This window comes from Francisella sp. LA112445, from assembly GCF_012224145.1.
In the GTDB taxonomy this organism is placed as follows: Bacteria; Pseudomonadota; Gammaproteobacteria; order Francisellales; family Francisellaceae; genus Francisella.
This window is the reverse complement of sequence record NZ_CP041030.1, coordinates 1,609,743-1,631,119: the sequence shown is the minus strand read 5'-3', so window position 1 is coordinate 1,631,119 and position 21,377 is coordinate 1,609,743. Positions and strand designations below refer to the sequence as shown.

The following is a 21,377-nucleotide window of genomic DNA, read 5'->3' as shown; positions in this document are numbered from 1 at the left end:
ATGATAAATATAGCTCTATACGAACCAGAAATACCACCAAATACTGGCAATATTATTAGATTGTGTGCAAATGTGGGTGCTAATTTACACCTAATAGAACCTTTGGGGTTTAAGTTAGAGGATAAACAGTTAAGAAGAGCGGGCTTAGATTACCATGAGTTTGCGGATCTTAAGATTTATAAAGACTTTGACGAATTTTATGAAAAAAATAAGTCCAAAAAGATTTGGGCTTGTACTACAAAGGCTAAGCAATATTACCATCAAGTAGATTTTGATTGTGATGATATTTTACTCTTTGGACCTGAAACACGAGGACTTCCTAATGAGGTTCTAGAGCTACTAAAACAAACTCAAATTAAGATTCCAATGCACAAAAATAGCCGTAGCCTAAACTTATCGAATTCAGTAGCAGTTATATTATATGGGGCTTTAAATAATATAGGTTTTGATAAGCTTGGATTGTTATAGTTATCTAGTTTAGTTTGAAAACATCACAAGTATTTTCATAAGTTTGTTTAGCTACTTTTTCATAATTTTCATTTCTTAATTCAGCAAGAAATTTTGCAACATATTTAACATATTCAGGATAGTTCGCTTTACCTCTGTATGGCACAGGAGTAAGGTATGGGGCATCAGTTTCTATAAGAATTCTATCTAAAGGTAATTTTTTTGCAGTTTCTTGAATATCTTTGGCATTTTTAAAAGTTAGTATTCCTGAAAATGAGATATACATTCCCATATCTATAGCTTGTTTTGCCATATCATAATCTTCTGTAAAACAATGTAGAATACCACCGCATTTTTCGACATTTTCAGATTTTAGAATATCTAAAGTATCTTGCTTGGCAGCTCTAGTATGTACAATTATAGGTTTTGCTACTTCAATAGCTGCTTGGATATGATTTACAAATTTAGAAACTTGTTTAGGTTTTGTTTCTTGGTCATTATAGTAGTAGTCTAGACCAGTTTCGCCTATAGCTACGCATTTTGGATGATTTGACCTAGTAATAATTTCTTCAATGCTAGGCTGATGTGAGTCTAATTCACTAGGATGGACCCCAACAGAAAAATATACATTATTGTAGTTTTCAGCTATTTTTTGGATATCACCAATTTCATGCCATGCTACAGCAATTGAAACTATTTTGTCGATGCCTGCATTTTTAGCGTTTGTGATGACATTCTCAAGGTTTGTATCTTCTAGTTTTAAATAATTAAGATGGCAATGTGAATCTATAATCATTTTCAGATAAATTTTTTTTAAGTTGCTACAGATTATAGCAAATATTTTATTTAATATATGTATTGATACATTTGATGAGTAGTTTTGCAGAAAGAGTGCTATTATGTATTCTAATAGGTTTTTATATTAATATCAGAATAACTTATACTAAGAGCTAAATAGTAATGAGTGAAAATAGTTTACATAGTAGTATTTATGATATCTTTCCAAAGTCTTCTAACGATGAGGTTTTCATAGATATTTTAAATCATAGAAATGTCAGCATCGAGAAAATTATTTCTTATGGGCAAGTTACAGATACTAATAAACCATACATCCAAGATCACGATGAATGGGTTTTAGTATTAAAAGGTAAGACAAAACTAAAACTAGAAACTAAAGAATATAATCTTGATGAAGGCGAGTACCTATTAATTCCTAAAAATACTAAACACTGGGTCACCTATACTGCTAATCCAACTATATGGTTAGCTATACATCTAAAAGGAAAATAAATATATGCAGGAATTTTTTGCAAACCATTTTTTTATATTATGCTCGTTTATAATATTGATGGGTTTTTTAGCTAGTTTTATTGATGCTATTGCTGGAGGGGGTGGTCTTATAAGTATTCCAGCTTTGAGTATGACTGGTTTACCAATTGTAATGGTTTTAGGTACAAATAAGCTTCAAGCTAGTATTGGTACAGCTATGGCAACTTTTAAGTATTATAAAAATGGTTTGATAAATTTTAAAACAGTATTGCGAGGTTTGATTGCTGGCTTTATTGGTGCATCTTTGGGTACGATATTGGCTGTTGTGATTCATAATGATTTTATGAATAAACTTGTTCCAATACTCTTAATAGTTGTTTTCATTTTTAGTATTGTAAATAAAAACCTTGGGGTCAATCAAGGCAAAAAAAAGATGTCAGAAGTGGCATTTTTTATATTATTTGGATTTTTGTTGGGAGCATATGATGGTTTTTTTGGTCCAGGTACAGGTAACTTTTGGATTATTGCAATTGTGTATTTTCTTGGTTATACATTCTTACAAGCTTCTGGATATGCCAAAGTATTAAATTTAAAGAGTAATGTATTTTCACTTATTATATTTATTTTATCAGGACATGTGAATTATATATTTGGATTCTTAATGGCTATAGGAAGTTTCTTTGGTGGTATTGTAGGATCTAGAATGGTTATATTAAAAGGATCAAAGCTTGTTAGACCTATATTTATAGTTGTGGTTGGTTTAAGTATTATCTTTATGATAAAAAAGACATATTTCTAAAATACTAATTTTTATTAAAGACCTTAACAAAAATTAATTTATAAAATCAATAAAACTATAAAACCATAATGCTATAATAGTCCTCATATTTTATAGTTAAAATAAATCTTAGTCATATGAGTGAAAAAGCGTTAGAAATAAAAAATCTGACTAAAATCTACAAAGGTGGCTTTAAAGCCGTTAATGATATTAGTTTAGATGTAAATAAGGGAGATTTTTTTGCTCTTTTAGGTCCTAATGGAGCAGGCAAATCAACAACATTAGGGATGATCTCTTCTCTTGTAAATAAAACATCAGGTCAGATAAAAATATTTGGCCATGATATTGATAATGATTTTATAAATGCTAGAAAGCACTTAGGGGTTATGCCTCAGGAGGTAAACCTTAATCTCTTTGAAAAGCCTATAGATATTTTAATTACACAGGCAGGCTTTTTTGGGATTTCTAGAAAAGAGGCTATACCTTATGCAGAGGAGCTACTTAGAAAAGTTGATCTATATGATAAGAGAAATACTCAGGTAAGATTCTTATCAGGCGGGATGAAAAGAAGATTAATGGTAGTCAGAGCTTTGATACATAAACCAAAACTTTTAATATTAGATGAACCAACTGCAGGTGTTGATGTAGAGCTTAGAAACTCTTTATGGGAAATGATTACTGAGTTTCATAAAGAAGGCTTGACTGTAATCTTGACTACACACTACTTAGAAGAAGCTGAATCTATGTGTAATCGTATTGCTCTTATCCATAAGGGTGATGTTCATGTAAATACAGATATGAAAAGTTTCCTAAAAACAGCAGATCAGCATACTTATATCTTTGATTTAAAAGATAAATGCCTAGTGGATATTAAGCTTAGTTCTGGTAATGTAAAGTTGGTTGATGAGTATACGCTGGAAGTAGAAGTTTCAAAAGGTGTTGTGTTAAATGAGATTTTTTCAGAATTGACAAATAAGTATCATCTAGATGTATTAGATGTACGTACTAAAGAAGCAAAACTAGAAAAATTATTTATAGATGTTGCAAGGAATAAATAGGTAAATTTATGAATTTAAAAGATTATTGGATAACTTACGTAACGATCTTTAGTCGTGAATGTAAAAGGATGTTCAGAATTTGGCCACAGACATTATTACCATCAGTTATAACTATCATTTTATATTTTTTGATATTTGGTAAAGTGGTTGGATCGCGTATTGGTTCTATGGGAGATGGTATTACTTATATGCAGTACATCACACCTGGTCTTATTATTATGGCGGTGATTCAAAACTCGTATGGTAATGTTGTAAGCTCCTTCTTTGGGATACGTTTTAGTAAGGCTATTGAAGAGTTGTTAGTTTCTCCTGTAAGTAACCATGTAATAGTTCTAGGTTATATCTCAGGAGGAATTTTTAGAGGTATTATTGTTGGTATATTAGTAAGTATTGCAGCATTTGCATTAGATGGCTTTAGTACTATTCATAGTGTATTTTTAGTGTTAGCTGGGTTTATATTCTGTGGGGCATTGTTTTCACTTGGAGGTCTAATAAATGCTATATTTTCGCAGAAGTTTGATGATACTACGATATTCCCAACATTTATATTAGCACCTCTTATTTACTTAGGAGGGGTTTTCTATAATATAAATAACCTTACAGGTTTTTGGCACTTTATATCTTCATGTAATCCATTATTTTATATAGTTGATTTTGTTAGATATGGATTTATTGGTGTTTCGACTGTTAATCCATATTATGCATTTACAGCAATTATTATCTTTACATTCTTATTGTATTATCTTTGCTGGTACTTATTAGAAAAAGGTATTCGTTTGAAATCATAGAAAATATTTGCTAGAAAAATTACTTGTAAATAATAAATTTAGATTATAATCAGTCAGTTTAATTATATTGAGGCTGATTTTATGGGATTTATTTTTTAAAAAAATATAAGTAAAGATTTAATAATATATTTATTTTTATACTTGTTTATATGGGTTGGATTAACAGCATTATTTTATAATAAATATGCTATTGCTGGGAATGTTGCTGAGAATCTAGCTTGGTCAAACTCTCTTAGTTTTATGTATGATAAACACCCTGGACTAGGCGCTTTTATCTTGAAGGTTTTATCACTTCTAACTTTTGGAAATGCTATCTTAGCAGATGTTTTGTCTAGTGGTTTATGTGTGCTAGTTTCTTTGATTTATATTTATAAAATTTGTAAAAGATTTTTCTCAAAAGAAGAAGCTACCTTTATAACTGTTATTTCGACATTTAGTGCGTATTACATATTACAATATTTTATAATGTATAATCAAAATGTGATACTTTTACCTTTTTGGGTTATCGCATCATATTATTTTATTCTTGTGTTAGATAAGAATCTTTATAAAAATTGGATAATGTTAGCGATATTTACTGCGTTAGGAGTATATGCTAAGTTTGAAATATTATTACTTTCTGGGATAATGTTTTTGTATATTCTTTTTTTCTTTAAGAGAGAATATGTATCTAAATTAATTACATCAGCAATTGTATTTTTTATAGCTATAATACCAGCTATAATAGGTATAATTAAACAAAACTATACTCCTATATTATGGATAGTCAAGGAAACTAATTCATCTGAGAGCGCGCATCACGATGGCTTATTTGCTAAATTTTTTATAGGCCAGTTTTATAATATACTCCCTTTTATATATTTAGCTGCGCCAATTATAATACTTTTAATATTCTTTAGATTAAAAAAGATTGGCTTTAGTGGGAATAAGATTGTACCTAATCTTAAACATCCGTTGGTAGCATTATGGCTATATCCATTAGTTTTTGTTTCTATATTGCAAAGTTTTTATGGAAAACTGCCAGATGGTTGGGTATTACCTTTAATGGCGTTATTTATTCCCGCTGTTTATAAATTATTTAATTTTAAAATGTTAAGCAATATCAATTTTAAAAAGCTTATTGTTATATTAGTAACGCTACAGTTTGTTATTTTTGCATCGTATAATTTAGTTAAATATTTTAATAGTACTATTATTTCAGAAAACACAGGTAATGATATAGCTAATAAAGCAGATATTTTTTGGAGTAAATATTATAAATCACCAATTTTATATGTTGGAGGTTATCAGGTACTTTATTTAGCTTCATTTTCTAAAAGTAAGCCAACTTTTTTAAGAGATTATAATTTAATATCTAAGGGTAAAAAGGTACTTATAGCATTTGGCAATTGTGATAATAAAAATTATCAAGCTTTAGAATCATCAGGATTTAGTATATTACATAAAGAATGTACAGATATAAAAACTGTGAATAAATATAATAATATCAAAAAGAAAATTTCTTTAGTGATCGCTGAAAAGTAATTTGAATTTTGTATAAAGTTTCTAATTACATACTTAAATAGCATAATAAAAATTTTTCTTTTGCTATACTAGCTTTAATAAAAAAATTTTTTAAAGATAATGTTTGAATATCAAAAAGTAGCTATTATAGGTAAGCACTATAAGCAGGATGTTAGTCGAACTGTTGAAATGCTATGTAACTTTCTTATTGAAAAAGGTTTACAAATAGTTGTAGAAACAGAGACTGCGGAAGATATTAATTTAAGAGATCTTGAAGCACTTAGCTTAAAAGAAATAGCGCTTAATTGCGATGTTGCAATTGTTGTCGGCGGCGATGGAAATTTCCTAAAAGCAGCTAGAGTATTAGCATTGTATAGTAATATACCTGTTATGGGAATCAACAAAGGTAAGCTAGGTTTCTTGACGACTATAGCTCCAAATGATAGAACTTTAAAAGACGATCTTTTGAATATTCTAAAAGGTCAAGTTTCTGTTTCTAATGTAAGTATGCTTAAATGTCGAGTCGATGATAATTTACGTGTTCCTTTAGAGGCATCGATAGCGCTTAATGAGATAGCAATAACTTCAAGTAGAGGATTGATGTTTGGTTTAAAAGTTTATATCGATGGTAGATATGCTTTTGATCAGCGTGGAGATGGACTAATTGTATCAACACCTACAGGTTCGACAGCACATGCTATGGCAGCAGGTGGTCCGATTTTAAATCCCAATCAAAATAGTATAGTCCTTGTGCCGATATGTTCGCATTCATTAAATAGTAGACCTTTAGTAATATCAGATGATAGTATTATTGATATCTATATAACAGAATATAATGATCCAGAACCTGTTTTAAGTATAGATGGTAGACATGATACTATTCTTAGTTCTCACCAGAAAGTAACAATCAAAAAGGCTGAAAAGAAAGTTACAGTTCTACATACACAAGATTATAACTACTATGATACTTTAAGAGAAAAATTAGGCTGGAGTAAGGTTTTATTCTAGAAAAGTTCAATCAGAATAATTATTACAAAAACGGTTATAAATACGGCTGAAATAAACTCAAGTTTTTTAATATTTCTAAAGAAGATCTGTCTAAGCCTATTATTGCCAAAAAAAGTAGCGACGATACAAAACCAGATAAATGTTGTAAGAGCTATACATATCCAAATACTAACTTTACCAAAACTAGATAAACCATCAACTAAACTTAACATTGAACTAAAGAAAACTAGTACTTTTGCATTAGCTAAATTAGTAAAGGCGCCATTTAAAAAAAGTTTAAAGTTTGGAGGCGTATCAAAAGCATTTAGATTTTTAATATGTTCACTAGCATTTGGGTTTAAGTCTTGTTGCTTTGTAAATATACTTTTATATAGATTAAAAGCTAGATAAGCTAGATATATAGCACCAACTAATATTAAACATTTAAATAATATAGGTTCTTTATAGAGCAAAAATGATCCAAACCAATAGACAATAAATGTATTTATAAGAATTCCTGACGCTATACCACAAGCTGTATAAATACCTTGTTTTTGGCCAAATTTGATAGAATTACTAATAGTTATAAAAAAATCTGGTCCAGGAAGTACTAAGCAACTAATCTGTAAAGCAAGAATTGTTAAAAATATTAACACCGAGATACTCTTATTTTTATTATAGTTGATATAGAATAGTACTAATAAAATTGTAAATCTAGAAAAATGTGTGATAAATCTAAAGAAAATTTACGTCAAGTAAAAAGTTATGTACAAAGAGCTGGTAGGGTAACAAAGAAGCAACAGCAAGCGCTTGAAAGTTATGCTGAGAAATATATGATTAGCTATGATCAAAATAGACAAATAGATTTTTCAGAAATATTTTCTAATGCTAATCCTGTAGTTTTAGAAATTGGTTTTGGTATGGGTGGGTCATTGATCCAAATGGCATTAGAAAATCCAGATAAGAACTACCTTGGCATAGAAGTACACAAAGCAGGTGTTGGAAATATCCTATATGAGATAGAGCATCAAAATATATCAAATCTTTTGATAATGAGTCATGATGCAGTTGAGATTTTAGAGAATATGATTGTTGATGAGTCTTTATCTGGTGTGCAAGTATATTTTCCTGATCCATGGCATAAGAAAAAACATAATAAACGTAGATTAGTTAATCAATCAAATATAGATCTTTTTGCTAAGAAGCTTAAGACTGGCGGAGTATTTCATTACGCTAGTGATTGGTTGCCTTATGCTGAAGATGTTTTAGAGCTACTTGAAAATGATGACAAATATCAAAATATGTATTCTGGGTTTGCACCAAGACCAGAGTGGCGTCCTTTGACTAAATTTGAAAAGAGAGGTCAAAACCTAGATCATCAAATATCAGATATATTGTTTAAAAAAGTTTAGAATGAATAAAGATTAAATAAATATGATTAATTTATAAAATAAACAGTCATGCTGAATTTATTTCAGCATCTCACTATGAGCATCAATTTTAATGAGATCCTGAAACAAGTTCAGGATGACTAAATTATTTAAAGGAAATAATAGTGAAAGTAGCCAGATATAAAAAAGGTTTTATAAAAGCTAGCGAATATAGTAGTAAACTACACTTTGGTAACATATTTTGTCCCGATTGCGGTAAAGCTAAATTAAAGCTTATACGTAAGGCAAATCAAGATTCATATTTTGAATTTGTTAAAGGTGAAGATAAGCATGATGAATTATGCCCTCGAACTAGTAGGCCAATAACTAACGATAAGATAAAAGAATTAGTTTTAAGTGACTCAAAAAAAGATATGAGTAAGCTTAACTTTCTTGTTAATAAAAATCTTGAGAGATACATAAACCTTCTTACAAAAGTTGAAAATGATGGTGTACTTAAAAAGCAAGATGAATTAAATCTGATGCCTTTTAAAAAACAACAACTAGTTGAAAATCGAACTCGAGAATACTCAAAGCAAGATATCTATACTATAAATGGTTTGGAACTAGCTGATATGGATATACAGAGTATTAATAATAAATATTGTATTATCTATGGGATAGCAGGAATTACAGCTTCAGATATAGGAGATAGCAAAAAACTCCTTTTTAAACTTGATCAAGATTCAAGATTTTCAATATTTATAGTGCCAAACCAAGTGAAATATTTAGATTTTGATAAAAGTAAAAGAGCTAAGTTTGCAGTTTTTGGAAGAATCAAAAAGACTGATAAGTTTTTAAATATTGAAATACGTTCAACTAGAGATTTGGTTATAAAGGATTAATTTATGCATATAAATATTCGTTATGAACAACTAAAAGATCAAGAATCTGTTTATCAGCTTATTGCATCATCATTTGAGACTGATGATGAAGAGAAATTAGTTAGGTTATTGCATACTGATCATCAAAGTCTAATTTCATTAGTTGCTGAAGTAGATAAGACTATAGTAGGTCAGATAGTCCTCTCTAAAATGGAGGTAAAAGCTAGTAATATAAGCATATTTGGCTTAGCTCCAATGAGCGTGGCTCCAGAGTATCAAAATCAAGGAATAGGCACAAAGCTTGTTGAAGCTGTTATAAAAGAAGCTAAGAAAAATAATATTGATGCTATATTTGTTTTAGGTCATCCAAGCTATTATCCTCGCTTTGGTTTTAAGTCAACAAGCGAGTATAGGATAAAATGCCAATATGATGTCCCTAGTGATGTCTTTATGGTTTTAGATTTAACTAATAAGCTAGAGCCTTTAAAGGGTCAAACAGTTTATTATGCAAAAGAGTTTGGAGAGGTTTTTTAATCTTTCTATCAGCTTGATATATAGTCTAGTTCTATTACTCGTCTTCTGAATAGTGTTTATGTTTATTACCTATTTTTTTGAAAAAAGGCCATCTGTTTGAAGTTAAAATAATAATACAAAGTATAGTTGCTGCTATAGGCAGTAAAAACATTTCAAAAGCGATAGCTAAACCAATTGAGGCCATAATCCATACTGTTGAGGCTGTTGTAATTCCTCTAACACGGTTACTGTCTTTGAAGATAATACCACCACCAATAAACCCAACTCCTGTTACAATTTGAGCAGCTATTCTAGTAGGATCAACAACACTTTCATAATATGCTCCACCTCTTGCATGAGTTGAGATGATTCCAAATAGACACGATCCAACACAAACTAGAGCATAAGTTCTAATTCCTGCAGACGATCCATAATGTTGTCTTTCAACCCCTACTGCAATACCACAGAGGGCAGCAACAGTAATTTGAATTATTTCTAACATTATCTATCCTCCATAGTATATATTTTTGATAAGTTCATATTTATATCTCTAGCTGTAAATTATATCATATAGTAGTATTTTAACTTTTATCATATTGCTTCAGTAAATTTTCTAAATGTTAAAAGATTAGGTTAAAAATTAATAACTATATCATTGATTTCTAAATTAGAATTTGCTAATATAATTGTATTGGGAGTTTGAGTTGGCAAGTTTAATTATGGATTTAATGCAAATGAAAGATAATGCTACCAAGGCATCATCATTATTAAAAGCTATTTCGCATGAATCTAGATTGCTGATATTATGTCTACTTTTAAGACAAGAAATGACAGTTGGAGAACTAGCTGAATACTCTGATCTTAGTCAATCAGCATTTTCTCAGCATTTATCTGTGTTGAGAAAAGAAGGGCTAGTTCAAACTAGAAAAGAAGCACAAACAGTTTTTTATAGTTTAAAGGATCCAGCTGTTAAGAAAATATTAGAAGCTTTATATAGTATATATTGTGGATAAAAAATTTATATATAATATTAGAAAAAACTAAATTAGAAAAAACTAAAGGAGAAGTGAAATGCATCAAGTGAAAAATATCTCAGTAAAAGAATTTCTTGATTTAAAAAAGAAAGAGAAAGTTAAGTTAATCGATATCAGAACAGCAGGTGAGCATAATAGAGAATGTATTGATTGTGCTGAGAATATCACAGTTGATGAAATTTATGATGCAAATATTCAGCCTGATGAGATTGTAGTGCTTCATTGTCAATCTGGGAACAGAACTAACCAAGCTGCTACGAAAGTTAAAGATTTAAATGCAAAGGCAGTTTACTTACTAGAAGGTGGTATTAATGCATGGAAACAGCATAAACAGCCAACACAAAAAAATGTTAAAGAACCATTACCAATTATGCGTCAAGTACAGATCATAGTAGGTTTTATGGTACTTTTAGGTGTTGTACTTTCATTTACAGTGTCACAGTATTTTGCAATTTTAAGTGGTTTTTTTGGCGCAGGACTTCTATTTGCAGGGTTATCTGGAACTTGTGGATTAGCAATAATGTTAGAGTTTTTACCGTATAACAAAAGAAAATAATTACAAGTAAAAGGGAGCTTCTTATGGCTAAGAGATATCTAATAATTGGTGGAGTTGCTGCAGGGGCATCAGCAGCTGCTAGGCTAAGAAGATTAGATGAATCAGCAGAGATTATTATGTTTGAAAAGGGTCCTCATGTATCATTTTCAAACTGTGGTTTACCATATCACCTTGGTGGACATATTGAACCAGCTGAGAAGCTAGTTTTAATGACACCAGAAAAGTTTGATAAGCAATATAATATCGATGCTCGTACAAACTCTGAAGTTATAGATATTGATAAGACAAATAAGCTTGTTACAGTTTTAAATCTTCAAACTAATGAAAAATACACAGAAAGCTATGATAAATTAATTGTAGCTGTAGGAGCTAAACCAATAGTACCTCCTTTTGAAGGTCTTGATTTGATAGATCATTTTATCCTAAGAAACGTAGTAGATGTTAAAAAGATACATCAAGCAGTTTTTAATACTAATAAAACAGTTAAGAATGTAACTGTTATTGGGGCTGGATTTATCGGAATAGAAGTTGCTGAGAACCTTAGAGAAAGAGGTTTTAATGTAACTATAGTTGAGATGGCTAACCAAATTATGCGTCCTTTTGATTATGAGATGGCTAAGTTCTTAGAGAAAGAACTACTTGATCATGATATTAAGTTGATGCTATCGGAAAAAGTTGTTGGTTTTGAGTCTGATAAAGTCTTACTTGAGTCAGGTAAACAAATCGAATCTGACTTGGTAGTTTTATCTATAGGTGTAGCTCCAGATACTAAATTTTTAAAAGATGTTGGAATAGATCTAGCTAAGAGTGGTCATATTCAAGTTAATGAAAACTATCAAACATCGGATGAAGATATCTATGCTGCGGGTGATGCTATTTTAGTTAAAAATGCTTTGACTAATCAAGATTTTAATTTGCCATTAGCAGGGCCAGCGAATAAGCAAGGTCGTTTAATAGCTGATCATATAAATGGTAAAAAGATTGTAAATAATGGTTATATAGCTTCATCAATAATACAAGTTTTCAACTATACTGGTGCAAGTACAGGTTTAAATGAGGCTTGGATTAAGTTTCATAATCTAGATATTGACTATGATTATACTTATGTAGTGCCTGTAGATAGAGTAGGTATTATGCCTGGTGTTAAACCAATATTTATGAAAATTATGTTTGAGAAAAATACTGGTAAATTATTAGGTGCTCAAGCAATAGGTCAAGGTATCGTTGATAAAAGAATGGATGTCCTTGCTACAGCTACCAAGGCAGGAATGACAGTAGAGGATCTTCAGGATCTTGAGCTTTGCTATGCGCCACCATATTCAACTGGTAAAGATGCTGTAAATCATGCAGGTTATGTTGCTAGTAATATTTTAAATGGTGATTTTAAACAAACACCATTTACTAAAGTAAAAGACTTAATTGAGGAAAATGCACAGATTATTGATGTAAGAAATCCATCAGAGATAGCTAATGGTATGCTAAATGGAGCAAAGAATATTCCAATGTCTGAAATTAGGGGTAGATTAGCAGATATAGATAAATCAAAACCTGTATATGTGCATTGTCGAACTGGTCAACGTTCTTACAATGTTGCATTGATGCTTCAACAGCAAGGTTATGATGTTTATAATATCGCTGGGGGATATATCATGATTTCATATTATTATGATACTATTGAAAAACTGACCAAAGAAAAGGCACCTTTTAATAGGGCAAACTTTAACTAGTAAAGAAGGAGAAACTATGATTTTTAGGCAGTTAATAGATAGAGATACTTATACTTACACCTATATTTTAGGGTGTGAAGAAACTAGGGAAGCTGTGATAATAGATCCTGTAAGGTTTAATATTAAGCAGTATATTAAACTTTTAAAAGAGCTTAATCTGAAGCTCATTTATGCAATCGATACTCATGTTCATGCTGATCATGTAACGGCTGCAGGACTTTTAAGAAAAGAAACTGGTTGTGGTATTGTACTTGGTGGAGAAACTAAAGCAGAGCATACAACGAAGAAAGTTTTTGATGGTGATATTATTGAGTTTGGGCATTATCAGATAAAAGCTATTTATACTCCTGGACATACTGATGATTCGTACTGTTTTATGACTGAGAACAAACTATTTACAGGTGATACATTGCTTATAAGAGGCTCAGGAAGAACAGACTTCCAAAATGGTGATTCTTATGCTGCTTATGACAGTATCATGAATAAGCTAATGACATTACCGGGTAATACTATTATCTATCCAGGTCATGATTATAACGGTATGACTAGTAGTAGTGTTGCTGAGGAAAAGAGAAATAATCCAAGACTACAAGTTAAATCAGCAGAAGAATATGCAAAACTAATGGATGATTTGAAATTACCACCGCCAAATTATATTGATATCGCGGTGCCTGCTAACTTAAAATGTGGTGTATAAGAGTAATAACAATATGATTTTAATAATATTTGGCTTTATCTGTGGAATTGCATTAGGTCTAACTGGAGGAGGTGGATCAATATTAGCCGTTCCTCTTTTGACTTACGGTGTTGGTTTAGATTTTCACAGTGCAGTCACTATATCTTTGCTTGTCGTTGGTTTTACAGCAATTTTTGGTATTGCAGTAAACTATAAAAATCAAGATATTCACTATATTGCAGCGGCTGTGATGATTATAACAGGTATAATATTTGCACCTATAGGAAGTTATATTTCACAGGCATTATCTGATAAGTTACTAATGCTTAGCTTTTCCGTACTTATGATTGTGATAGGTGTTTGGAGTTTAATAAAAGCTAAAGTAATGTCTAGTTCAGATAAATCTGTTTGTAAAAGTATAGGACCTAAATGTATTGTTGCTTTACTAATAAGTGGCGGTATCGTTGGTACTTTGACAGGTTTCTTTGGCGTTGGTGGTGGTTTCTTAATAGTTCCTGCATTAGTTTTTATCACCGCTATGCCTATTAAAAGAGCTATTAATACATCATTATTAGTGATATTTGTGGTATCAATATCTGGTTTTGTTTCACATTATGGACAGACAAGCGTAAACTGGTATATTGCTAGTATGTTTATAATTGGTGGGGCTATAGGTATGCTTATAGCAAATAAAATTAAGAAAAAACTTAATGATAAGGTTCTACAAACTATATTTGCAGTAATGCTTGTTGTCCTAGGAGTGTTTATATACTTTAGTAATTAGTCTATCTAGGTTAATATTTACCTAAGATTTAATTATTTCCATATCATATTAATGAGCCATTCAAATAAAGCTACTTTGGTATATTTACATGGTTGGTGTTGTCAGCCGTCAGATTTTAATGCCCAAATTGATTTTTTTAGTAAAAACTACAATGTAATAGCTCCTAATTATTCTGAAATAATTTCGCTAGGAAGATACAGTATAGAAGAAGTGATTGTATGTTTATATGATCAGTTATCTAAATATAAAGACATCATAATTATAGGCCATAGCATGGGTGGTTTTTTAGCTCTAAATTTAGCTCAAACTGATTTGGATATTAGAAAAGTTATAGCAATTGATACTACGTTAAAATTAAAACTTACTGATAATGAAAAGAGCTTTTTAGAGGCACTTGATAGTCAGTGTGGTTTAGAAACTCTGACAGATTATATACATAACTATATAATAGATAAACATTTTGATGATTATACTATTATGCAGGATAAGGCTCAGCAAATGTTGGCTTATTGGCAAAGGTTACCAAAGTTTTTTAATAGGGTTCTTAGAGAAGCATTTTATTTTGATAAGAATGATCTGTTTGATAAGTTAGATATCCCTTTATATAGCTAGTGCATCACCACGAACATCAAAAAATGATATTTTATGTTTATATGATAAAGCTAAATATGTTCAGTTAAATGCAGGTCACTTTGTTATGCTAAATGCTGTAGATGAGATTAATATCCTTATAAAAGACTTTTTGTAGTTAATAAATATTTATATAATCTATTTAAAGCGACAAGAGATTACTATATTTGTAGTTTGATGTAAAAAACCTAGTCTAGTCGCATTATCTGTAGTATTTTGAATTTAAAAGTTAGAATTTTGAGGATGAATAAGTTATGGCAATGATCACAGATCAAGTTCTAAAAGAACAATTAGAAAAAGGTGTGTTATTAGTAGATATTCGTAGTTATCAAGAGTATTTAGTTGATATTATCCCTGGAGCGATTCATATAAGTGAATTTTTAATTAATTATGATAAATATAGTCATCATAAGAGTGTAACTATATACTGTGAAACAGCAAATAGAACAAGTAAAGTACATAGTTTTTTTAAAAATCTGTTCGATGATGCTAACTGTCTATTAGGTGGTATCTCAAGCTGGCGTGATAATGGTAATGAAACTATTGTCCCACCTAAACTTGAGTATTTTGATTTTGAGAAAGTTTTATTTTTCAATTATGCTGCAACAACTCCAGTTTTCCATGAAGTTGTCCTAGAAATGCAAAAGTATATGGAAATAGATACATTTTTTGCGAATCCAGCCTCAACACATTACTTAGGAAGACTAGCTAAGAAGAAGATCGATGAAGCTGAAAAAATTATCTCTAAGTTTATAAATGCACCAGGTGGAAATATTGTTTGGACATCTGGAGCAACAGAATCAAATAATCTAGCGATTAAAGGCCTAGTTGAGGCAAGTCACAAAGATAAAAAACATATTATAACAACTTCAATTGAGCATAAAGCAGTTTTAGATGTCTGTAAATACCTATCTAAGAAAGATGATTCAATTAGTGTAAGTTATCTAAATGTTGATAAGCATGGACGTATAAATTTAGATGAGTTACGAAGCTTAATAAACCCTGATACTGTGCTAATTTCTATAATGGCAGTAAACAATGAAATAGGTGTAGCGAATCCTTTAGAAGAAATTGGTAAAATTGCTAAAGAGAAAAATATTGTATTTCATGTTGATGCGGCTCAAGGTATAGGTAAAGTTGAAATTGATGTGCAAAAAATGAATATTGATTTGTTATCTATGTCAGCACATAAATGCTATGGTCCAAAAGGTATCGGTGCGTTGTATGTTGCTGATGGCATAGAGTTAGAAGAGCAAATACATGGAGGAGGGCATCAAAATGGCATGCGTTCTGGGACATTGTCAACTCAACAGATTGTAGCATTCGCTTTTGCTATTGAACTATTGAAAGAAAAAACAGATTTAGCAAAATTGAAAAAGTATCGAGAGATTGTTGTTGAGTGCTTAACAAAGTTTGATAATGTTATAGTTAATACTCCTTTAGAACAAAGTTATGTTGGTATTCTAAGTGTGACAGTTAAAGGAGTTCCTGGAGATATTTTGTTTACCTTAATGCCAGATTTTGCATTATCTATGAGCTCTGCGTGTACTTCAAATGCTGATAAACCATCTCATGTGCTTAGTGCTATTGGTTTAGATGCAAAACAAGCTGCAAATACACTAAGAATATCATTTGGCTGCTACACAACCGATAGTGACATTGAGAAACTAGTAAAATCACTAGAAAAAAATATTGCAGTTCTAAGAAAAATCGATAAGTTTAATTAGTCTTTAACCAACCTGTAATACTTAACCTTTTATTTTCAGTAAGTACAGGTAACACTTCATGTTCTATTGTTTTACTATCAAAAAGTACGATTTTTCCATTAGTAGGGAATATCTCTAGATTTTTATCATTTAAATATAATTTTAGTTGTCCGCCAAAACTTGGTTGCCAGATTTCATTAAGGTAATAAACTATAGATATAGTTCTTCGATCATCATTTTGGAAGGTATCAATATGTTTTTTATAAAAAGAGCCTTGAGGGTATATTGCATAATGAAACTCTTTTGTAACAATACCAGCAAAGCAGGTTTTATTTATATATTCGATAAAATTGTTTATTTTTGAAAAAAATATTTGAGCATATTTTGTTTCATCTAGCCAATAGATAAAATCACTGCGAATAGATCTTTCAAGGTTTTCATTTAAACGATTACCTATGGCAGATTTTCTAAAAGAGTCAGCTTCGTTGAGCATATCTAGTTCAGATCTTAAGAATATAGTTTCAGAGATGTCCAACCAGTTATCAATTATACAATAGCCATTATTTAGATAATCATCTATGATCTTTTCATAAAATGGATTTATAGAGAGTAAATTAGACATTCATATGCCCAATATGAAATAGTGAGCGAATTATATACCAAAAACTAAAAATCAGTTATCTATTTTTATTATGAAATCTTCTAAATACTCATCAACATCTAATTCATATTCTGAAATTGCAAAATGTTTAGCAGATTTTTTCTCTCGATGCATTTTTTCTGTTGAGCCATTGTTATTTAAATGGTGCCAATCTGGTAGATCTTTGCCTTCGAATAATAGTTTATAGCTACAACTGTTTGGTAACCATTTATGCGCATGATTTTTTAGCTGTTTATAAGTTAGGTTTATACATTCAGGAACAAGCTGTTTTCTTTTTTCATACATGCTGCATTGGCATTTATTAGTATCTAAAAGCTTACAACTAACCTTGGTATAATATACTTCATCAGTTTCATCATCTTGAAGTTTGTTTAAGCAACATAGACCACATCTATCACAAATAGACTCCCATTGTTCACTTGTCATATCTTTTAGATCAATTTCTTGCCACCACTTATACATATTTTTTACTGATAGGTTATAATAGTTATTTGCGAAATAATAATATCTTAAATTATCTAAAAAAACATCAAAGGAATTTATGAAAACTACTGCTAGAGCTAGAAATAATGCTCGACTATACACTGTACAAGCTTTATACCAAAAAAAAGTTAATGATAATACTTTTGATGAGCTGAAAGTACAATACTATGCTGATAATGCTGGTCGTCATCAAACTGATTGGAACCTTTTTTATAGGCTTGTTGATGCTGTTGAGGCAAATCAAACTACAATCGATAGCTATATCTCAGAGAACTCCGATGATGGAATGGATTTTATTAATTATGTTGATTATGCAGTTTTACAAGTTGCTATAGCAGAACTTATAGAATGTTTAGAGAATCCATATCAAATAATAATAAAAGAATATGTTGAGATAGCATTTAGTATGGGAACTGAAGAAGGGTATAAATTTATTAATGCTGTTTTACAGAAGCTCTCTAAATCTATTAGAGATGCAGAGTAAAATTATCTTGAGATGCTAAGAAGTTAAAAGCTTGGCGATGTTCTTGTTGTGCTTTCTTACTCAAATTAGCCGTTAGTATTGCTTCTTTATATTCTTCATGAGCTAAAGTATCGCCATTGTAATTTATAATCATACTATCACCAGAATAACTAACATTAGGATCCTCACCAACTCTATTACATGCTATTACAAAAGCTTGGTTTTCTATAGCTCTAGCCTTAAGTAAAGCTTGCCAATGTTGACGTCGAGACTCTGGCCAACATGCTACATTTAATAGTATGTCATAGTCATTATTATTACAGTTAAATACGGGGAAACGTAGATCAAAGCATACAGTAAGCAATATGTTAAAGCCTCTATAGTTTATAATCTCTCGTTTATTACCACTAGAATATTTTTTATCTTCTCCTGCATGAATAAATAGATGATTCTTATCATAAGTATAGAGTTGTTGTTCAGGTGTTACAAAATAAAGTCTATTTGCTATTTTTGTATCTGTAAATGTAGCAGCACTGCCAACAAGAGCATAGTTTTTGCCTTCTACTTGTTTAGACATCCAATTGATAATATCTTGCTCTGTACTAGCTTCATTAGTAGGGTTCATTATAAACCCAGTGTTAAACATTTCTGGTAAAACGACGATATCTGTGTCACTATCAATTTGAGCTAATTTTTTTTCTAAATTATTATAATTTTGTTGTTTATTATCCCAAATAATATCTGTTTGAATTATGCTAATTTTTAAATTTGACATTTTAAAACCTTAAATGATTTATTTAGCTTAATATTCAGATTTTAACACTTTTTAAGCTGTTATTATTATATTTAATTATTCATGTATATAAAAAATCTTAAAGTGCTTTTAACATTATTGACAATAGTAAATACTAGGAAGATAATGAAAATTAATTTAATTTAAAATTCAGGTGTGAGATATGAGGAGTTTAAAGTTAAGGTCTAGTGTATTTGTTTTAGTAATAATATTCGCTTTAATATATGGGTGTTCTACTTTTGGGACAGGGAGTTATTATAAAGATGGTTACTATATAACTACTATCAATCAAAGTTTTAATAAGGTATATAGTGAATCATTAAGACTTATAAAAACTGGCGTAACAAGAGATAATAGTGGAAATGAGTATAGTCTTAAAGTAGATAAAAAATTAGCTGGTGGTGGGGGTGTAATTGTTGCGGAAAGTAATACTGACAATTCTGACTTTATTGAGGTCGTTATCCAGGAGCAATCAAAAGATAATACTAGAATTGCAGTAAAACATGGTAGTAATGGTGACACGATAGGGTCATCAGCTTTCGTAACTATGATACAAGATAATTTAAGTAAAACGTCCAAGAAACTTTAACTTTTTCTTTTACAAGCTAATATGGTTTGTTAAGCATTGACAAATAAGATGCCTAGTAAGATAATTAGTTCACGTTATATTGGGAGATGAAGTAAATGAGTACTTTAAGATCAAAATTTAACTTGATAGTTTTGGCTATTGTTTTGGCTATATTATCTGGGTGTTCAACTTTTGGTGGTTCTAATTTTAATAATGGATACTATACAACAGTTCTTAACCAAAGTTTTGGTAGTGTCTATAAGGCTTCTTTGGAAGCTCTAGAGAATGGTCAAACATATGACTTAAATGGTAGTCCGTATGATATCAAAATAAATAAAAAAATGGAAAACGAAGCAGTTATTGCTGCAGAGAGTGATAATACCCCTAGTGATTTCGTTGAAATTGCTATTGAGAAAAAAGCAAAAGATAAAACTCAAATATCTATAAAATATGGTAGTGAGGGTAATGCTATTAGATCATCTGCTTTAGTTTCTCTTATACAAAATAATATCAATCATCACTAATATCTAATCTCTTAGATTGACAAATAAAAACTCTGATAACATAATCTATGATATAGCAATAATTTCTGCAAAAACATGAAAAATCTAAATTCAAAAATCTCTGTTTTAATTTTGTCTATCATTTTTACTATGCTATCTAGCTGTGCTATGTTTAGCAGTAGCTCTAATGCAACTGAATATAAAGATGGTTATTATATTGCTACGTTACACCATACTTACGATGAAGTTTATAATGCAACTATTGAGTCAATAAAAGTTGGTCAGATATGTGACTTAAATGGTAAATTATATAATATTAGCTCTACTGATAAAATGAACACTATGGCCGTAATAGTAGCTAAAAGCCAAAATAGCTCTTCAGACTATCTTGACATTATAATCAAAAAAGTCTCAAAAGATACAACAAAGATATATATAAAAGATGGGGCATCAGGAGCATCGATAAGATCATCATCTCTAGTTACTGCAATACAGCAAGATATTGATAGACCGCAGTTAGTTAAGGGGTAATCAAAGCTTTTATTTTTAATCATTATTACTTCTAATATCAGATCGGATATTAAATATAGATTGTTAATTTAACTAATTTTAAAATATTGACAAACTAAAGTTCTAATAACATAATTGAAACTACATATACCTTATATATTTAACAGATGAAAAATATTAAGTTGAATTTTAGGCTATTAATACTAGTTGTTCTTATGGCTATGGTTTCAGCATGCGCTACTAATAATATTAGATATAATAATCAAGGTTATTCTACAGTAGATGTACATAAGAGCCTAAATGACGTTTATAGTGAGGCACTAAGGTTAATAGAGTCTGACCAAGCTCCTAGTCTAGCAGGTGAGTCGTATGCAATAAACACAAATCAGAAGAATGAGCAAAAAGCGTTGATTCTGGCGGTTAATGATAATGATCCTAATGACTTTATAGAAGTTGTAATGAAGAGAGTATCTCAAAGTACAACAAATTTAGCAGTGAAGTATGGTAAACAAGGAAACTCACTTAAATCAGCCACATTCATCAGTATGATACAAGAAAAATAATATTAATCTCAACTGACTTAATTATCTACTACATGAAATATATATAAACCAATGAATTTAGGAATTGGACATAGTATTTAGTTGCTATAGGTCTTAAAGTTAGATTCTATGGTCAAAGCCTGT

Annotated in this window: 28 protein-coding genes; 22 read left to right on the top strand and 6 right to left on the bottom strand. The window is 30.2% G+C overall.

Translation table 11 applies throughout. The annotated features are described in order from the left end of the window. Complete coding sequence (gene trmL, locus FIP56_RS07980; protein WP_192578397.1) at positions 1-468, top strand: tRNA (uridine(34)/cytosine(34)/5-carboxymethylaminomethyluridine(34)-2'-O)-methyltransferase TrmL; 468 nt, start codon at positions 1-3, stop codon at positions 466-468. A 4-nt stretch (positions 469-472) separates the two neighbouring features. On the opposite strand, the gene FIP56_RS07975 is transcribed toward trmL, so the two are convergent. Further along, positions 473-1,243, bottom strand: coding sequence for a TatD family hydrolase (locus FIP56_RS07975; RefSeq protein ID WP_192578396.1), 771 nt, complete (start codon positions 1,241-1,243; stop codon positions 473-475). Positions 1,244-1,407: 164 nt separating this feature from the next. Between FIP56_RS07975 and FIP56_RS07970 the strand changes: the two genes are divergently transcribed. The 6 genes from FIP56_RS07970 (at position 1,408) to FIP56_RS07945 (ending at position 6,851) form a co-directional block, all read left to right on the top strand. Continuing rightward, the gene (locus FIP56_RS07970; protein WP_192578395.1) at positions 1,408-1,737 is read left to right on the top strand and encodes a cupin domain-containing protein; all 330 of its coding nucleotides are present in this window, start codon (positions 1,408-1,410) and stop codon (positions 1,735-1,737) included. Positions 1,738-1,741: 4 nt separating this feature from the next. Then, the gene (locus FIP56_RS07965; RefSeq protein ID WP_192578394.1) at positions 1,742-2,515 is read left to right on the top strand and encodes a TSUP family transporter; all 774 of its coding nucleotides are present in this window, start codon (positions 1,742-1,744) and stop codon (positions 2,513-2,515) included. A gap of 116 nt (positions 2,516-2,631) precedes the next feature. Beyond that, complete coding sequence (locus tag FIP56_RS07960) at positions 2,632-3,552, top strand: ABC transporter ATP-binding protein (RefSeq protein WP_192578393.1); 921 nt, start codon at positions 2,632-2,634, stop codon at positions 3,550-3,552. An 8-nt stretch (positions 3,553-3,560) separates the two neighbouring features. Next, complete coding sequence (locus FIP56_RS07955) at positions 3,561-4,340, top strand: ABC transporter permease (protein WP_192578392.1); 780 nt, start codon at positions 3,561-3,563, stop codon at positions 4,338-4,340. A 141-nt stretch (positions 4,341-4,481) separates the two neighbouring features. Continuing rightward, positions 4,482-5,864 (top strand): glycosyltransferase family 39 protein, encoded by a 1,383-nt coding sequence (locus FIP56_RS07950; RefSeq protein ID WP_192578391.1) that lies wholly within the window; start codon positions 4,482-4,484, stop codon positions 5,862-5,864. A 96-nt stretch (positions 5,865-5,960) separates the two neighbouring features. Then, entirely contained in the window at positions 5,961-6,851 is an 891-nt protein-coding gene (locus tag FIP56_RS07945) for an NAD(+)/NADH kinase (protein WP_209451878.1), read from the top strand. On the opposite strand, the gene FIP56_RS07940 is transcribed toward FIP56_RS07945, so the two are convergent. Next, positions 6,848-7,486: a LysE family translocator gene (locus FIP56_RS07940; protein WP_192578389.1), complete on the bottom strand. Its 639-nt coding sequence runs from the start codon at positions 7,484-7,486 to the stop codon at positions 6,848-6,850. The two genes, FIP56_RS07945 and FIP56_RS07940, sit on opposite strands and share 4 nt — an antisense overlap. A 66-nt stretch (positions 7,487-7,552) precedes the next feature. On the opposite strand from FIP56_RS07940, the gene trmB reads away from it, so the two are divergent. The 3 genes from trmB to FIP56_RS07925 all read left to right on the top strand — a co-directional run bounded on the left by trmB (position 7,553) and on the right by FIP56_RS07925 (position 9,618). Continuing rightward, positions 7,553-8,242, top strand: coding sequence for a tRNA (guanosine(46)-N7)-methyltransferase TrmB (gene trmB / locus FIP56_RS07935; RefSeq protein ID WP_192578388.1), 690 nt, complete (start codon positions 7,553-7,555; stop codon positions 8,240-8,242). A 143-nt stretch (positions 8,243-8,385) separates the two neighbouring features. Then, positions 8,386-9,105, top strand: a complete 720-nt coding sequence (locus tag FIP56_RS07930) for a hypothetical protein (RefSeq protein WP_192578387.1) — start codon at positions 8,386-8,388, stop codon at positions 9,103-9,105. A gap of 3 nt (positions 9,106-9,108) precedes the next feature. Beyond that, positions 9,109-9,618 carry an N-acetyltransferase gene (locus tag FIP56_RS07925; protein ID WP_192578386.1) on the top strand — a complete coding sequence of 170 codons (510 nt, stop codon included), beginning with the start codon at positions 9,109-9,111 and terminating at the stop codon, positions 9,616-9,618. A gap of 34 nt (positions 9,619-9,652) precedes the next feature. Here the strand turns inward: FIP56_RS07925 and FIP56_RS07920 are convergent, their stop codons facing one another. Further along, positions 9,653-10,099 (bottom strand): MgtC/SapB family protein, encoded by a 447-nt coding sequence (locus FIP56_RS07920; protein WP_192578385.1) that lies wholly within the window; start codon positions 10,097-10,099, stop codon positions 9,653-9,655. Positions 10,100-10,316: 217 nt separating this feature from the next. Here FIP56_RS07920 and FIP56_RS07915 point away from each other — a divergent pair, with 217 nt between their 5' ends. The 7 genes from FIP56_RS07915 (at position 10,317) to FIP56_RS07885 (ending at position 16,731) form a co-directional block, all read left to right on the top strand. Further along, positions 10,317-10,610, top strand: coding sequence for a metalloregulator ArsR/SmtB family transcription factor (locus tag FIP56_RS07915; protein WP_192578873.1), 294 nt, complete (start codon positions 10,317-10,319; stop codon positions 10,608-10,610). Between the two features lie 58 nt (positions 10,611-10,668). Then, complete coding sequence (locus tag FIP56_RS07910; protein ID WP_192578384.1) at positions 10,669-11,187, top strand: rhodanese-like domain-containing protein; 519 nt, start codon at positions 10,669-10,671, stop codon at positions 11,185-11,187. A gap of 23 nt (positions 11,188-11,210) precedes the next feature. Further along, positions 11,211-12,914 (top strand): FAD-dependent oxidoreductase, encoded by a 1,704-nt coding sequence (locus FIP56_RS07905; protein ID WP_192578383.1) that lies wholly within the window; start codon positions 11,211-11,213, stop codon positions 12,912-12,914. A 16-nt stretch (positions 12,915-12,930) separates the two neighbouring features. Next, entirely contained in the window at positions 12,931-13,611 is a 681-nt protein-coding gene (locus FIP56_RS07900; protein WP_192578382.1) for an MBL fold metallo-hydrolase, read from the top strand. 13 nt (positions 13,612-13,624) lie between these two features. After that, on the top strand, positions 13,625-14,374 hold the full coding sequence (locus FIP56_RS07895; protein ID WP_192578381.1) for a sulfite exporter TauE/SafE family protein: 750 nt from the start codon (positions 13,625-13,627) through the stop codon (positions 14,372-14,374). A 51-nt stretch (positions 14,375-14,425) separates the two neighbouring features. Next, positions 14,426-14,986, top strand: a complete 561-nt coding sequence (locus FIP56_RS07890) for an alpha/beta hydrolase (RefSeq protein ID WP_192578380.1) — start codon at positions 14,426-14,428, stop codon at positions 14,984-14,986. 272 nt (positions 14,987-15,258) lie between these two features. Next, positions 15,259-16,731, top strand: coding sequence for an aminotransferase class V-fold PLP-dependent enzyme (locus FIP56_RS07885; protein ID WP_192578379.1), 1,473 nt, complete (start codon positions 15,259-15,261; stop codon positions 16,729-16,731). Here the strand turns inward: FIP56_RS07885 and FIP56_RS07880 are convergent. Next, entirely contained in the window at positions 16,724-17,332 is a 609-nt protein-coding gene (locus FIP56_RS07880) for a 2OG-Fe(II) oxygenase (RefSeq protein ID WP_192578378.1), read from the bottom strand. The genes FIP56_RS07885 and FIP56_RS07880 overlap by 8 nt on opposite strands. Positions 17,333-17,383: 51 nt before the next feature. Further along, positions 17,384-17,833: a YcgN family cysteine cluster protein gene (locus tag FIP56_RS07875; RefSeq protein WP_192578377.1), complete on the bottom strand. Its 450-nt coding sequence runs from the start codon at positions 17,831-17,833 to the stop codon at positions 17,384-17,386. A gap of 79 nt (positions 17,834-17,912) precedes the next feature. Here FIP56_RS07875 and nusB point away from each other — a divergent pair, with 79 nt between their 5' ends. After that, a complete protein-coding gene (nusB, locus tag FIP56_RS07870; RefSeq protein ID WP_192578376.1) occupies positions 17,913-18,338 on the top strand; it encodes a transcription antitermination factor NusB in 426 nt (141 codons plus the stop codon). On the opposite strand, the gene FIP56_RS07865 is transcribed toward nusB, so the two are convergent. Beyond that, the gene (locus FIP56_RS07865) at positions 18,322-19,092 is read right to left on the bottom strand and encodes an amidohydrolase (protein WP_192578375.1); all 771 of its coding nucleotides are present in this window, start codon (positions 19,090-19,092) and stop codon (positions 18,322-18,324) included. The genes nusB and FIP56_RS07865 overlap by 17 nt on opposite strands. Before the next feature lie 181 nt (positions 19,093-19,273). On the opposite strand from FIP56_RS07865, the gene FIP56_RS07860 reads away from it, so the two are divergent. The 4 genes from FIP56_RS07860 (at position 19,274) to FIP56_RS07845 (ending at position 21,254) form a co-directional block, all read left to right on the top strand. Further along, complete coding sequence (locus FIP56_RS07860; RefSeq protein WP_192578374.1) at positions 19,274-19,699, top strand: DUF3568 family protein; 426 nt, start codon at positions 19,274-19,276, stop codon at positions 19,697-19,699. A gap of 95 nt (positions 19,700-19,794) precedes the next feature. Then, positions 19,795-20,202 (top strand): DUF3568 family protein, encoded by a 408-nt coding sequence (locus tag FIP56_RS07855; protein WP_192578373.1) that lies wholly within the window; start codon positions 19,795-19,797, stop codon positions 20,200-20,202. A 147-nt stretch (positions 20,203-20,349) separates the two neighbouring features. Beyond that, on the top strand, positions 20,350-20,712 hold the full coding sequence (locus tag FIP56_RS07850) for a DUF3568 family protein (protein WP_245323066.1): 363 nt from the start codon (positions 20,350-20,352) through the stop codon (positions 20,710-20,712). Positions 20,713-20,858: 146 nt separating this feature from the next. Then, on the top strand, positions 20,859-21,254 hold the full coding sequence (locus FIP56_RS07845; RefSeq protein WP_192578371.1) for a DUF3568 family protein: 396 nt from the start codon (positions 20,859-20,861) through the stop codon (positions 21,252-21,254). Positions 21,255-21,377: the final 123 nt, after the last annotated feature.

What these genes read in the sequence shown, in the direction of transcription:
- trmL (WP_192578397.1), top strand. Translation starts at nt 1, where the DNA reads ATGATAAATATAGCTCTATACGAACCAGAAATACCACCAAATACTGGC.
- FIP56_RS07975 (WP_192578396.1), bottom strand. Translation starts at nt 1,243, where the DNA reads ATGATTATAGATTCACATTGCCATCTTAATTATTTAAAACTAGAAGAT.
- FIP56_RS07970 (WP_192578395.1), top strand. Translation starts at nt 1,408, where the DNA reads ATGAGTGAAAATAGTTTACATAGTAGTATTTATGATATCTTTCCAAAG.
- FIP56_RS07965 (WP_192578394.1), top strand. Translation starts at nt 1,742, where the DNA reads ATGCAGGAATTTTTTGCAAACCATTTTTTTATATTATGCTCGTTTATA.
- FIP56_RS07960 (WP_192578393.1), top strand. Translation starts at nt 2,632, where the DNA reads ATGAGTGAAAAAGCGTTAGAAATAAAAAATCTGACTAAAATCTACAAA.
- FIP56_RS07955 (WP_192578392.1), top strand. Translation starts at nt 3,561, where the DNA reads ATGAATTTAAAAGATTATTGGATAACTTACGTAACGATCTTTAGTCGT.
- trmB (WP_192578388.1), top strand. Translation starts at nt 7,553, where the DNA reads ATGTGTGATAAATCTAAAGAAAATTTACGTCAAGTAAAAAGTTATGTA.
- FIP56_RS07925 (WP_192578386.1), top strand. Translation starts at nt 9,109, where the DNA reads ATGCATATAAATATTCGTTATGAACAACTAAAAGATCAAGAATCTGTT.
- FIP56_RS07920 (WP_192578385.1), bottom strand. Translation starts at nt 10,099, where the DNA reads ATGTTAGAAATAATTCAAATTACTGTTGCTGCCCTCTGTGGTATTGCA.
- FIP56_RS07915 (WP_192578873.1), top strand. Translation starts at nt 10,317, where the DNA reads ATGGATTTAATGCAAATGAAAGATAATGCTACCAAGGCATCATCATTA.
- FIP56_RS07910 (WP_192578384.1), top strand. Translation starts at nt 10,669, where the DNA reads ATGCATCAAGTGAAAAATATCTCAGTAAAAGAATTTCTTGATTTAAAA.
- FIP56_RS07905 (WP_192578383.1), top strand. Translation starts at nt 11,211, where the DNA reads ATGGCTAAGAGATATCTAATAATTGGTGGAGTTGCTGCAGGGGCATCA.
- FIP56_RS07900 (WP_192578382.1), top strand. Translation starts at nt 12,931, where the DNA reads ATGATTTTTAGGCAGTTAATAGATAGAGATACTTATACTTACACCTAT.
- FIP56_RS07895 (WP_192578381.1), top strand. Translation starts at nt 13,625, where the DNA reads ATGATTTTAATAATATTTGGCTTTATCTGTGGAATTGCATTAGGTCTA.
- FIP56_RS07890 (WP_192578380.1), top strand. Translation starts at nt 14,426, where the DNA reads ATGAGCCATTCAAATAAAGCTACTTTGGTATATTTACATGGTTGGTGT.
- FIP56_RS07885 (WP_192578379.1), top strand. Translation starts at nt 15,259, where the DNA reads ATGGCAATGATCACAGATCAAGTTCTAAAAGAACAATTAGAAAAAGGT.
- FIP56_RS07880 (WP_192578378.1), bottom strand. Translation starts at nt 17,332, where the DNA reads ATGTCTAATTTACTCTCTATAAATCCATTTTATGAAAAGATCATAGAT.
- FIP56_RS07875 (WP_192578377.1), bottom strand. Translation starts at nt 17,833, where the DNA reads ATGTATAAGTGGTGGCAAGAAATTGATCTAAAAGATATGACAAGTGAA.
- nusB (WP_192578376.1), top strand. Translation starts at nt 17,913, where the DNA reads ATGAAAACTACTGCTAGAGCTAGAAATAATGCTCGACTATACACTGTA.
- FIP56_RS07865 (WP_192578375.1), bottom strand. Translation starts at nt 19,092, where the DNA reads ATGTCAAATTTAAAAATTAGCATAATTCAAACAGATATTATTTGGGAT.
- FIP56_RS07860 (WP_192578374.1), top strand. Translation starts at nt 19,274, where the DNA reads ATGAGGAGTTTAAAGTTAAGGTCTAGTGTATTTGTTTTAGTAATAATA.
- FIP56_RS07855 (WP_192578373.1), top strand. Translation starts at nt 19,795, where the DNA reads ATGAGTACTTTAAGATCAAAATTTAACTTGATAGTTTTGGCTATTGTT.
- FIP56_RS07850 (WP_245323066.1), top strand. Translation starts at nt 20,350, where the DNA reads ATGTTTAGCAGTAGCTCTAATGCAACTGAATATAAAGATGGTTATTAT.
- FIP56_RS07845 (WP_192578371.1), top strand. Translation starts at nt 20,859, where the DNA reads ATGAAAAATATTAAGTTGAATTTTAGGCTATTAATACTAGTTGTTCTT.